15 protein-coding genes are annotated in these 11,098 nt (G+C 49.7%); 4 read left to right on the forward strand and 11 right to left on the reverse strand.

Annotated features, from left to right (window positions below; all coding sequences use genetic code 11):
* A partial coding sequence (locus tag KP814_RS31305) for a terminase large subunit domain-containing protein (protein WP_253938771.1) occupies window positions 1-786 on the reverse strand: 786 nt, incomplete at its 3' end.
* Between the two features lie 13 nt (window positions 787-799).
* Window positions 800-1,276, reverse strand: a complete 477-nt coding sequence (locus KP814_RS31310) for a phage terminase small subunit P27 family (protein ID WP_216740462.1) — start codon at window positions 1,274-1,276, stop codon at window positions 800-802.
* 514 nt (window positions 1,277-1,790) lie between these two features.
* On the opposite strand from KP814_RS31310, the gene KP814_RS31315 reads away from it, so the two are divergent.
* The 3 genes from KP814_RS31315 to KP814_RS31325 all read left to right on the forward strand — a co-directional run bounded on the left by KP814_RS31315 (window position 1,791) and on the right by KP814_RS31325 (window position 4,070).
* Complete coding sequence (locus tag KP814_RS31315; RefSeq protein WP_216740463.1) at window positions 1,791-2,648, forward strand: transglutaminase family protein; 858 nt, start codon at window positions 1,791-1,793, stop codon at window positions 2,646-2,648.
* A 25-nt stretch (window positions 2,649-2,673) separates the two neighbouring features.
* Entirely contained in the window at window positions 2,674-3,456 is a 783-nt protein-coding gene (locus KP814_RS31320; RefSeq protein ID WP_216740464.1) for a transglutaminase family protein, read from the forward strand.
* A 218-nt stretch (window positions 3,457-3,674) separates the two neighbouring features.
* Window positions 3,675-4,070 (forward strand): glycine cleavage system protein H, encoded by a 396-nt coding sequence (locus KP814_RS31325; protein WP_216740465.1) that lies wholly within the window; start codon window positions 3,675-3,677, stop codon window positions 4,068-4,070.
* Window positions 4,071-4,117: 47 nt separating this feature from the next.
* Here KP814_RS31325 and KP814_RS31330 read toward each other — a convergent pair whose 3' ends face one another.
* Genes KP814_RS31330 through KP814_RS31345 form a run of 4 tightly spaced genes read right to left on the reverse strand, consistent with a single transcriptional unit; the run spans window position 4,118 to window position 5,557 of the window.
* Entirely contained in the window at window positions 4,118-4,495 is a 378-nt protein-coding gene (locus tag KP814_RS31330) for an HNH endonuclease (RefSeq protein ID WP_216740466.1), read from the reverse strand.
* A complete protein-coding gene (locus KP814_RS31335) occupies window positions 4,495-4,773 on the reverse strand; it encodes a hypothetical protein (protein ID WP_216740467.1) in 279 nt (92 codons plus the stop codon). Before KP814_RS31335 ends, KP814_RS31330 begins: the two co-directional genes overlap by 1 nt.
* Window positions 4,773-5,177 carry a 3TM-type holin gene (locus KP814_RS31340; protein ID WP_253938772.1) on the reverse strand — a complete coding sequence of 135 codons (405 nt, stop codon included), beginning with the start codon at window positions 5,175-5,177 and terminating at the stop codon, window positions 4,773-4,775. Before KP814_RS31340 ends, KP814_RS31335 begins: the two co-directional genes overlap by 1 nt.
* The gene (locus tag KP814_RS31345) at window positions 5,174-5,557 is read right to left on the reverse strand and encodes a M15 family metallopeptidase (protein ID WP_216740469.1); all 384 of its coding nucleotides are present in this window, start codon (window positions 5,555-5,557) and stop codon (window positions 5,174-5,176) included. Before KP814_RS31345 ends, KP814_RS31340 begins: the two co-directional genes overlap by 4 nt.
* A 1,029-nt stretch (window positions 5,558-6,586) precedes the next feature.
* Between KP814_RS31345 and KP814_RS31350 the strand changes: the two genes are divergently transcribed.
* Entirely contained in the window at window positions 6,587-9,319 is a 2,733-nt protein-coding gene (locus KP814_RS31350) for a methyl-accepting chemotaxis protein (RefSeq protein WP_253938773.1), read from the forward strand.
* Window positions 9,320-9,407: 88 nt separating this feature from the next.
* On the opposite strand, the gene KP814_RS31355 is transcribed toward KP814_RS31350, so the two are convergent.
* Genes KP814_RS31355 through KP814_RS31375 form a run of 5 tightly spaced genes read right to left on the reverse strand, consistent with a single transcriptional unit; the run spans window position 9,408 to window position 10,966 of the window.
* On the reverse strand, window positions 9,408-9,779 hold the full coding sequence (locus KP814_RS31355) for an antiterminator Q family protein (protein WP_216740470.1): 372 nt from the start codon (window positions 9,777-9,779) through the stop codon (window positions 9,408-9,410).
* The gene (locus KP814_RS31360; protein ID WP_216740471.1) at window positions 9,776-10,126 is read right to left on the reverse strand and encodes an endonuclease domain-containing protein; all 351 of its coding nucleotides are present in this window, start codon (window positions 10,124-10,126) and stop codon (window positions 9,776-9,778) included. The genes KP814_RS31355 and KP814_RS31360 overlap by 4 nt, the downstream gene beginning before the upstream one ends.
* Complete coding sequence (locus KP814_RS31365) at window positions 10,123-10,410, reverse strand: DUF968 domain-containing protein (protein ID WP_216740472.1); 288 nt, start codon at window positions 10,408-10,410, stop codon at window positions 10,123-10,125. The genes KP814_RS31360 and KP814_RS31365 overlap by 4 nt, the downstream gene beginning before the upstream one ends.
* Entirely contained in the window at window positions 10,407-10,754 is a 348-nt protein-coding gene (locus KP814_RS31370) for a hypothetical protein (protein ID WP_216740338.1), read from the reverse strand. The genes KP814_RS31365 and KP814_RS31370 overlap by 4 nt, the downstream gene beginning before the upstream one ends.
* Window positions 10,751-10,966, reverse strand: a complete 216-nt coding sequence (locus KP814_RS31375) for a hypothetical protein (RefSeq protein WP_216740473.1) — start codon at window positions 10,964-10,966, stop codon at window positions 10,751-10,753. Before KP814_RS31375 ends, KP814_RS31370 begins: the two co-directional genes overlap by 4 nt.
* Window positions 10,967-11,098: the final 132 nt, after the last annotated feature.

Below are 11,098 nucleotides of genomic sequence, written 5' to 3' on the forward strand. Positions count from 1 at the left end.
GTCCAGCATCTCTTGCGCCTCGGTCTGCTTGTCGTAGCAAGGGCCTTCGATGTTGTTGCCGGCGGTGGTGATGATAAACGTCAGCGGCTGCCGGCGTGCGCCCTGCCCCGTCACCATGGTCTCGTATAAGTCGGGGGCGTCGTGTTCGTGGTACTCATCGATGAGCGCGCAGGAGGGGCTTGCGCCATCGCCGGGCTTGCCGATAACCGGCTCAAAGCGCGCTTCATCCGCCGGGCGGTTCAGGTTCTTGGCGTTAACGGCAATGCCCTTGGCCTTTTGCAATAACGGCGTGCGCGAGACCATCAGCTTGGCCGGCCTGAATACCTCCCAGGCTTGGCGCTCGTTGGTGGCTCCGCTGTAGACCTCCGCGCCAAACTCGTTGTCGCAGGCGAACATATACAGCCCCACGCCGGCGGCGATAATGCTTTTACCGTTCTTCCTTGGCACGCACCAATACACCTCGCGGAAGCGTCGCAGGTCGTCGGCCTTGCTCTTCCATCCGAAGATGTTGACGAAGCCGAACACCTGCCAGGGCTCCAGCTTGATAAGCTGACGCTTGAACGCCCACTCGCCCTTGGTGTGCGGCAGCAGCTGGACGAATTCGCAGACACGTTCGGCCTCCGCCTTGTCGAAGTAATACGGATAGTCCGGGTCGCTCTCCTGGGCGAGGTCATCCAGATAGCGCTGGCACGCCAAGCGCGTATACCGATACGCAGGGATAGACCCGTCCAGCACGGCGCGGGCGTACCGCGTCGCCGCCTCGACGTGAGGATATTTAGCCGCCATGGAATAACCGAAATCAGAATTTATCGAAGGGGTTTGACGTGTCGTGGTTGCCGCCGCCGGTCAGGCGTTGACGACTGGATGGGTCCAGGCCCAGGAGCGCCCCGAAGGTCGCCAGTTGTTTTAAGGATTCGTTGGCGACGGTGGCCGCTGGATTCTTCTTCAGGCCGCCGTTTGCGTCCATAATAGTGATGCCATATTGCGCCAATTCGCGCTCCGCCTGACGCCATCGACCATAGGCGGCGCAGAAAGCCTCCAGGTTGTGCGCGTCTGTAATGGCGATGATCTTTTGTGCGCACAGCTCCGGGGCGATCAGCTCCCACATGCGGCGTGCGTCGTCGCCCAGCCAGCCCGGGCAATCGATGTTAGTGATCTGTGAAAACTGGGGTTCGTGGGTGTTAAGTTGACGCTTTCCGGGGTTGCCGGCCAGGAGCTTTTGCGCAACGGGCTTGGGCTTCCGCCCCCTTCCAGCTCTGGTTGCGGTTCCACTCATTGCGTTAGCCTGAAATTTTTAATTTCGCGGGTATAAAAAAAGACTTAGGGGTGCGGTGTTGGTCGCTCAGGTATCAGAAATTTGACCTGCCCCCCACCTTCGGCATCTTCAGAATCAGATCTGGCTTTGTCTCTGCATCTAGCGCTTTGCAACGCTTAAACGGGCGCTGACCACTTGATTAAAGCTCACAGCTTCCTGGTCTTTGGTCGTCCAATGTATCTGCCTCCTCTTGATTCTCCCACTTTCACCTCCATATCATTTTTAAGCAAAGGAATTTTATTGTGCTAAGGAGGCGAATATATGCCCCACAACTATGGTAGCCATCCTTCCGTTAGTCCTCTGAATATCAGAGGATACTCTTTCGCCCCTTACTCATTAACTATCCGTCTTTTCCGTAGAGCTTTAGAGCAAGTCACAATTAACTGCTCTCATTATTCGGCCCCAACACGGTGACCGCATTCAGCCCTCCCTTTCCAACAATCACTCTTAATCACAAGGGATCGCACATCTCAGCATGAGGCGATATAGGATTACTCATGAGACAACCTACGCCTACTCGGGATTGGTACAGTTGCACCCACACACACTGCGACTGCGCCCAAGGGAGGGCCATGAATTGCGGATCGAGTCATCTAAATTGGAAATCTTTCCGTCAGCTACTCAGCGTTGGCACCGCGATGTCGAAGGAAACTCGGTCTCCATCGCCAGCTTTTCCGATCAAGCCAGAAGACTGAGGATATACAGCGAGATCCTAATTCAAAAATACGACTTGATTCCGTATGACTTTCTTGTCGCAGACTACGCCGTGGATTATCCATTCAACTACTTGGATGAAGACAGGGTCTTGTTGTCGCCCTATATCAATAGCGGAATGGATGAGACAAATAGCTTTCATTTTATGAATTGGATTAGCGAGCTATGGCGGCATGGTGAACGTATTCCAACCATTAACCTCTTGCTACGACTAAACCAACGTATTTTTCACACAATCGCCTACCATAGACGCGAAGAAGAGGGCGTCCAGAGTGCAGAAAGCACACTCTTCCTCAATACAGGGTCTTGCCGAGATTCCGCAAACCTTTTTATGGCCTCAGCCAGAAAACTAGGCTTTGCCGCAAGGTTCGTCAGTGGTTACATACATACCAATTGCATGTCCGCCCAGTCCGGCTCAACACATGCATGGGCGGAAGTATTTATTCCCGGCGCAGGCTGGAAAGGCTTTGACCCCACCAGAGGGTCAATAGCAGGAGCCGAACATATAGCCGTCGCAGTAGCCAGATTACCAGAGTCAATACCGCCAATAGCAGGTAGCTTCTTCGGAGTCCCCGGCTCATCCATGGAGGTAAATGTCGAGGTAAGTGACATCACTTAAGCCCCGCCATCAAGAGGTGTAGCCTATGTGGCTAAAAACAAGCTGTGAACTCCTTTTTACAATCGAATACCCCACTCCGTTCATATTGATGCTACGCCCCAGAAGCGGTGCGCAGCAGTGGATTGCATCCGAGGAGTATCTTCTTTTTCCGAGTGTTCCTGTTTTCGAGTTTACTGACGATTACGGCAACCTTTGTCAGAGACTGGTTGCCCCTCCTGGGAATTTTAGAGTCTATACGTCAGCCCGAATCATGACATCCAACTATATCGATGAGGAGCCAGGAGGCTACTTTGTAGATATTCAATACTTGCCTGACAGCGTATTAAAATATTTGCTGCCCAGTAGGTACTGTGAATCTGACTATTTTAATGAAATGGCGCGACAAATTACGCACAACCAACACCCCGGTTACGACCAAGTGGCTCAAATAGAAAGCTGGCTGCGTAAAACCATACAGTTTCAACCTGGAAGCAGCCTATTACCTCTTTCAGCTATCGAGGTGAATCAAAGGCAAATTGGCGTATGCAGAGATCTTTCCCACCTTGGCGTTGCTCTTTGTCGCAGCTTGAGCATTCCTGCTCGCATGGTGGTAGGTTACTTAAATGCCCTACAACCAATGGAATTACACGCTTGGTTTGAAGCCTTTGTGGCTGGGCGATGGTACACATTCGACGCAACACAGCATTCCAAAAAAGGAGGTTATGTCGCTCTGGGCTATGGTCGAGACGCAGCAGATGTCGCAATCTACAACCAGTTTGGTCCAGCTGTGTACCCCACTCAGCAAAAAGTATGCGTAGAGTTGGGTTAAATACGCCGGTATATTGCCTACATGAGCACTTATTTGTTAATGAAAATATATTTTTGAAAACGGTGTCTTTTTCCCTTCATTAGGAATAGGGTAAGAGATGCACCTTGCACTAGCATCTTGCTACCGTTTGCGCCTAGGTATCGCTACCGGCAACTCTCTCAGGACTCCCCACCTGCAAATAAATACCTCCAGAATGCTGTATCCGTCTAGGTGACATCATGAACGAGACCCGATCCACATTAAAATATTATTCCTGCCACGAATGGGTTCGCATCTTAGCCAGCTTCGCTATAGTAGGTGTAACAGATTTTGTGTCAGATCTTAAAGGCTCTATAAGGCTATCTTGTAACGTTGACTACACCAAGCTCTATGTCTCAGGAGAACAAATTGGGACACTTGAAACCCTAAGGGGGGAGACTCTGCCTTTTTACATGCCAATTTCAGGCTACATTGTCAGCACCAACAACCATCCTTCCCATGACACCAGCAATCCATATGGCAATGACTGGCTGCTCATTGTGAAAATTGAGGATGCTTCAGATATTAAAGAGCTAATGTCTGAATCCGAGTATGATATTACTTTCAGACATTCGCCCATGTTTGCATATGCTTAAACTTTATTGCGTTCGCTACCTATGAACTGGATTGGCAACCTTGAGCGTCAGGTAGCGGCTTGCTTTTTCACGTCAATATTTGTTTTCATCCGGTGACACGCCTTACAAATACCCTGAAGATTACTGCCACGATTATCCCCTCCTTCCGCCTTGGGCAGTATATGATCCACCTCAGTGGCCGCACTGGTACGCCCCGCCTTTAAGCACACCTGACACAAATAGTTATCCCGTCTCAGTATCCGCACCCTCAGCTTACGCCATTGCCAACCATAACCGCGTTGGGTATCGCTGCCCTTCTGTTGTTGCCAGACTCCCCAGCGTGTCGCCTCTCGCTTGTCTGCGTGGCTCTTACAGTATCGCGACTTGTGCCGGGTCGTATTGGGACAGCCCTTATCTTTGCAGGGCCTTAACGAAGCTTGGGGCATTACCGGTCACTCTGCCGCTCGATCAGGCGGTCTAACTTGTCGTTGATGGCTCGCAGGTCAGTCTTAATCTCATTACGCACAGCGTCGATACGCTGACGCTGTTGCACCTGCTCTTCATTCAGGTACTTAACCGCCAACGCGTTTTGCTCCACACGGCGATCTATGGAGCCCGCCCAGGTGATCACGGAAATGGCGATTACCAGCGTGCTGATCAGATGGCCCACACTGATGGTTTTGTCCAAGTGCCAGTGCCTCCGGGTGGTTTGGTTCTCTCCCATTATTTCTTACTCATCACGTCGGTTACCTTGGGGGCGATCTTCTCCAGCGATCTGCCGGCGACATATCCACCCAGTCCTATTTGCAGCAGGTCCCAGGCTTCCACGCTTAGCCTGAACGTCAGCAGGCCGAAGGAGTCGCACACAACCAGCGCCAGAAAGCACAACATAGTTAACGGGCGCCAGTTGCGTTGTAGGATGCTTTGGCCTTGCGCCTCCGCCTGGATGGTTCTGGCCTTCGCCTCCAGCAGCTTGGTTTCATACTCCATCACCCGTTGGGTTAGCTCGGCCTGAATCTGGAATAGTTGCGCTTGTACCTGCAGGCGCTCCTCGTCACTGGTGTGAACGTTGTCGATCAGGTCAGCGACCGGTTTAAACAGGTTCAGAATTGAAGCCCAGGCGCTCATGGGTATTCTTTCCACGGCAGTTGATAATGAGGTCCGTCGAAAAAGCCGTTGAAATCGCCGCCCCACTCTATGGGAATGCCCAGCTTTTCGGCGGCTTGCTTCACGGCGTCGGCGAGTATCTGGTAATAGCGGGCTTCCCAAGTGATCGAGCCGTTAATCAAAACACCTAGGTCCACCGCATGCCCTGATAAATGGCGGCTGCGCATCGTCTTGGATTTGCCTGCCTTATACAGTTCCTTTTGGCGCTCGATGGTTCGCAGGCCTTCCAGCACAGTGAAGTCTATCGGGGTTTTCTGAATCGCCCTTTCCACTACTTTCACAAGGTCAGGATGCAGGCCAACCAAGCGCGACTTGGAGCGCTTTCCTAAGTAGAAGCTCATGTTTTGCATAACCCAGAAACGAAAAAGCCCCGCGTAAGCGAGGCTCTAGAAAGCAAAAAACCCGGCTCCTTTCGGATACCGGGTCTTTAAATGCGTATGACTTGAAATTGCTCTAGGCGTAAATATACATAATGGTGACTATAAGATACATAACTGTTCCAAATATGTCAACAATAACTATTATTGTTGACATATTTGGAACAGTTGATTAAATCACACCACCAGCCACCACTCCACTAGAAAGCGCCTGAATCAGCAGGGAGCTTGCTATGTCATAAAACTGGTCTAGACTCATTCATTGGCATTCACTGTAGTTCCAATACATTGATCTGCCAGGATATCATCATTAGGAGACCATAGAAGCAAGCGTTCAGCTTTGCAAAATACTCTACTCTGCTATCGGGTGTTAAAGGAGGCTAGCGCCTCCGTTTTTTCACTTCAACAGCTACCCCCCAAACAATACCAACCTTTGATAATTTTGCTTTGACTCTAAAAATCTTTGCTAAGCTTTAATAACTCTTGGTTCCAGTCTGGCAATCAATGCACTTTGTCTTACGTCTACCAGTTATCTTGATTGCAGAACCTTTGCTCTAACCACTCGCACTAGGATAAGAGGGGTAAATGGTCATGGACCTTTTTTTTTCCCAATCACTTGCTTAGCGAGGCTTAGCGTTACCATTCTTGCTTCTTCCTACATAGGGAGAAGGCGTCCTTCTTCGTCACTCGGATTTCTCTTGCTCCCCACCCATACTCTGATAACGTTCGAGGCATCTTTAATACAGAGCAAACTAAAAGGGATTGAGTCTGACCGTCGGGCACAAATTATAAGCTCCAACTATCATTGGATGACTTTAGAAGAATGCCAGGAACACCGCCTCTCTGGCCATTAATGGAGCTAAAAGGAAATATCATTCAAAAGTTTTAATTCATATTAATAGCAACAGGATTAGAATTAGCAACTTAAACATTAAAAGAACGAGTCAATACACATATATTTTGAGACACTATAATATAGAGTAAGGAGGGATCATGCTTAACCGTCTAAAAATATGGCAACAGTTAGCACTTGCGTCTTTGGTTATCGCCGTACCACTAGTTATTTCTTTAGTCAGCATTATAAACGCCCAGCAACAAGAGGTGTTCGATGCTAAAGCTCAGACAGAGGCAACAAGGTTAGTAACAAATCTGACTGTAATTCAGCAAAATATAACGACACATAGAGGGACGACTGTTATCTGGAAGGAGGAAGATTCGTCTCTCATAACAAAACTGCAGTCTCAAGATAGGGAGCTGGACAAGCTATTCAGCCAATTATTAGAACTATCAAAAAGCACGGAAGCAACAATTGGCATGACAAATGATATAATTCAGCTAAATGAGGAATGGGTCAGATTAAAGAATGGCTATTCTCAACAGAGTCTGAAAGACAGCTTTGATGCACATAGCGAACTCATTCAAAAAATAATTAGCGTTTATTTAGTAATTACTGAAAAAGGAAAGCTTAGTTTAAGTAAGTCTGAAGATATAAGGCAACTCACTACAGCTTCACTTCTTCTAACTCCAAATATAGCAGAAGAAGCAGGAAAGATGAGGGGGCAACTTTCTTCATTAATGTCTAAATACGCATTAGGAAATGATATTGATAGAGAAGTCTTAGCAGGGATATCAGGATATATTGGAGCAATAAGATCTCGTGAAATTTCTTTAGAACACTACCTTGAAAAGGTTACAGCCAACAACAGCTCGATTAGGGCTCGACTCCAGAGCAAAGTAGATACAGCTACAACAGAAATAGAGCGTATGCTAGAAATATCAAGAGACTATCGTGGGGTAATATATAACGCAAGGCCGTTAAAGGAAGGGGCTGCCGTCGAATACTTCCAGCAGTCAACTCGAAGTATCGAGTCATTATATAGTTTATGGCAGTCTATTATGGAGGAAATTAGACTTCTATCTGACGATAATAAAACAGAAGCTGAGTTGACAAGAAACTTAATTGTTGGTGGAGCGTTACTTGTACTAATAATCACAATAATTGTTGGATATAGAATAATCCATAACATTACGAATAGTCTTGGCGCTGAGCCTTCAGAATTAGGTGAGGTTGCGACCAGCATTGCCAATGGTAATCTTGATCAAAAGTTAGGAGAAGTAAAGGGGGTCATGGCGACCCTCAAAAATATGCGTGATCAGTTAAAAGAACAGATTCAGAGAGACCGCGAGCAATTAATAGTCACCACTCGATTAAAGCAAGCTATCGATACTACCTCAACAGCACTAATGGTAGCGGACGAGTCCTTCAATATAATCTATATGAACCCAGCTGTAAGACGAACGCTTAAAGCCGCAGAATCAGAGATAAAAAAACAGCTCCCTCAGTTTGATGCGGATAAACTGGATGGGCAATGCATAGATATTTTCCATAAGAATCCAAGTCATCAACGCGATTTACTGAAGGGGCTGCGAAAGCCTTATGGCGCGAAGCTGCAGCTGGGTAACGCGCACTTTGATTTAACTGCTGGAACAATCCGAAATTCGGATGAGCAGATACTGGGATTTGTCGTCGAGTGGTTAGACGTAACCAATCAAGTTGTAACAGAGAGAGAAGTTCAGCACATAGTTGAAAGTGCTCGAAATGGCAACTTGAAAGTACAGGTATCAATAGAAGGAAAGTCTGGCTTTTTCCAATCGCTCGCACAGGGACTAAATGAACTTGTTTCCGTGATGGATTCAGTCATGTCAGATGTAGGGCGAGTGATGAGCCTGCTTACGGAAGGTGAGTTACATGGACGCATGAAGGAAAGTTATGAGGGGCAATATGCAAATCTTGCGAACTCCGTAAACAGCAGTATGGAACGGCTAGATGACATCATTGTACAGCTATCTCAAAGTAGTGAGAGCGTGAAAGCTTCCAACCAAGAAATTTCGAGTGGCAATACTCAGCTGTCGGAAAGAACGGAAAAGCAAAGCTCTAGCCTTGAAGAAACCGCTTCAAGCATTGAAGAGTTGACTAGCAACGTACGCAACACGGCGGATAATGCTCGTCAAGCTGACCAATTAGCCAGTCTCGCCAGAAATGCAGCTGCAACTGGAGGTGAGGTTACAGGCAGGGCTGTAGCATCCATGCGAGAAATTAACGAAGCAAGCCGTAAGATCGCGGAGATCATTGGTGTTATTGATGACATAGCCTTTCAAACCAATCTGTTGGCATTAAACGCTTCTGTTGAAGCAGCCCGTGCTGGGGATCAAGGACGGGGGTTTGCCGTAGTAGCAACTGAAGTACGAAATTTGGCGCAACGAAGCGCCACATCGGCAAGAGAAATCAAAGACTTAATAGAAGACAGTGTCAAGAAAGTACAGATGGGGTCAACCTTGGTGGATGAGTCAGGCAAGAATCTAGAAGAGATAAACTCACAAGTTAAGAAAGTCGGAGATCTAATTTCCGACATTGCCGCAGCAACAGAAGAACAAAGCTCCGGCATTGATCAGGTTAACAGAGCAATAATGGAGTTAGACGAGATCACACAACAAAACGCCGCACTGGCGGAAGAAATTGCATCGTCTTCAGAGTCCTGCTTGGAAAATGTAGACCAAATGTCTGAATTAATGTCATTCTTCAAAACAGTCGAAAGGCCTGCAGACACTAGAAAAATCTCGCCGGAGATAAGAAAGGCTACTCCTAGAAAAGCTTCAACCACTAAACAATCTGGCGCCCTCCCCAAAAATCCGGGTAAAGAGGATGAGGACTGGGAAGTATTCTAAATACGGTAGCCTTCGGTTGCAGTGAATATCAATGGTACTCAGTTAAGCTTTGGTTTGGCGTCATCGGATCAAGACTCCCCCCAATTAATTATTGGCTTCTGGCGCTGCGCTCATTAGTCGAGCAAAGCGCCGCATCGATCCAGGCGACGCCCGACTTCACCAACAGGTCCGCCTTGCGCCGGTCCAGCTTCGGCATGCGTCGAACCACATAAGACAGGTTCTCCCCCGCCATGTAATACAGCCGCACAACCTCGCCCATCTCCTCATCCCGCGCCCTCAGTTTGGACACCGCCATATCCACCGCCGCCGCTTCCTGATCCGTAATCACCGGCGAGCGGACAGAGCTGCCGCCTAAACGGGAGAAAGGCGTCGATGTGGGATACCCCACGCCCGCGTCCATCTTTGACCACCTCGCCCATTGCTCCAGCAGCCAGGGCGTTTCATTCATTGCTCTATTCACGCAGCCTCTCTTAACTTCATCATTTGCGTAATCACTTCCACCGCTCGCCCGCTGTTAATGAGTTTGGCGTCACAGCGGAATACGCTCCATCCCAGCGCCATGGCTTCCGCGTATTTCTCCATGTCCGCGCTGACGCCTTTCGCCGTTTGGTGTCGGCCCAGCTTCAGGGTGCCGTTTTTGTTCCTGCCGTAGCAGGTGATCCCCTCCACCTCCGCCGCGATCCGGTAGTCTGGCCACGCGAAGTCAAAGCGCCAGCGCCGCACCGGATGAAATCGGTATTCCCTGACGGGCTCCGGCAGTTTCAGCGCCCGAATATGTAGCGCCAGGGTTTCCTCCAACTTGCTCACCTCACCCCCAACAATTCGTTTTCAATCAGTTGAATGTGCGTCCAGGCAAGCCAATCCATGGTCAGCTGCTCTCGCTCCGCTTTGGTTAATGCTTTGCCTTGGTCGAACTCCATATGGCAAGGCACGCATAGGGGGAACGTGGCGGCGTCTGACGCCTTCAATCCCCTACCCTTTCCGTGCCTCAGTAGATTAGAGTGCGCGGCCTGAGAGCCGCCCTCGATGCCGCAGGCCGCACAAGGCAATTGCCGTATGGCCGTCAGTAGCTTTTGGTTTCTGTAGATCACGCCCCGTACCTCATCCGCTCCGCCCGCTTGTTGGCTGACTTGGTCCGCCAGATTTCCACCGCCCACTCCGCCGTCCGCAGCTCCCAATGCAGCCGGGCCTCCTCTTCCGTCGCTTGCATCAGCCCCTTTAACAGCTCCAGGTATTCCGGGTGCCGCCTTGCCCATGCCTCCTGACGGTTCGCCGCCGTCAGGTCCGGGTCTGCGCTCTCGGCCTCCCTCATGAGAATGGCGATCTTTGATTTGCGGAACTCCTCCAGATAAACCCGATTCGCTTTGGCTCTCGCAAACTCGGCGGCCTTGTTGCGGATGTTCTGTAGTTTCTGCTCTAAGGTTTCGTCGCTCATGCCGCCCGCCTCCGTATCATTGCCCTGGCCATCTCTGGCGTGATCACAGTCGGCGCCGCTTTGGGTTTCGCCTTCAGCGCGAAATAGGTCCGCACATGCGCTTCGACCATCGCCCGAAATTGATCAGGAACAGCGGCCAGCGCTCTAGCTCGCTCCTCCCTGCCCTGCATTTGCAGAATCTCGGCGGCGTATTCTCTTGGGCGCTTAGTCATGTTTAACCGCCCTCCAGGCCACTGCCTTACGTCCTGAAATCGAGCATTCCATAATTCCGACGCGCTCCACCAAGCCCGCCTTCTCTGCGTCTGGTAGGCGGCGTGCGACCATGTAGCGATCAAGCTTTGCGG

It is taken from the genome of Hahella sp. HN01, assembly GCF_018986435.1.
Taxonomy (GTDB): domain Bacteria; phylum Pseudomonadota; class Gammaproteobacteria; order Pseudomonadales; family Oleiphilaceae; genus Hahella.

Coding starts and splice junctions, on each gene's coding strand:
- KP814_RS31330 (WP_216740466.1), bottom strand. CDS start 4,495: ATGCCCCAAGCTTCGTTAAGGCCCTGCAAAGATAAGGGCTGTCCCAAT.
- KP814_RS31335 (WP_216740467.1), bottom strand. CDS start 4,773: ATGGGAGAGAACCAAACCACCCGGAGGCACTGGCACTTGGACAAAACC.
- KP814_RS31345 (WP_216740469.1), bottom strand. CDS start 5,557: ATGAGCTTCTACTTAGGAAAGCGCTCCAAGTCGCGCTTGGTTGGCCTG.
- KP814_RS31350 (WP_253938773.1), top strand. CDS start 6,587: ATGCTTAACCGTCTAAAAATATGGCAACAGTTAGCACTTGCGTCTTTG.
- KP814_RS31375 (WP_216740473.1), bottom strand. CDS start 10,966: ATGACTAAGCGCCCAAGAGAATACGCCGCCGAGATTCTGCAAATGCAG.
- KP814_RS31315 (WP_216740463.1), top strand. CDS start 1,791: ATGAGGCGATATAGGATTACTCATGAGACAACCTACGCCTACTCGGGA.
- KP814_RS31340 (WP_253938772.1), bottom strand. CDS start 5,177: ATGAGCGCCTGGGCTTCAATTCTGAACCTGTTTAAACCGGTCGCTGAC.
- KP814_RS31310 (WP_216740462.1), bottom strand. CDS start 1,276: ATGAGTGGAACCGCAACCAGAGCTGGAAGGGGGCGGAAGCCCAAGCCC.
- KP814_RS31325 (WP_216740465.1), top strand. CDS start 3,675: ATGAACGAGACCCGATCCACATTAAAATATTATTCCTGCCACGAATGG.
- KP814_RS31370 (WP_216740338.1), bottom strand. CDS start 10,754: ATGAGCGACGAAACCTTAGAGCAGAAACTACAGAACATCCGCAACAAG.
- KP814_RS31320 (WP_216740464.1), top strand. CDS start 2,674: ATGTGGCTAAAAACAAGCTGTGAACTCCTTTTTACAATCGAATACCCC.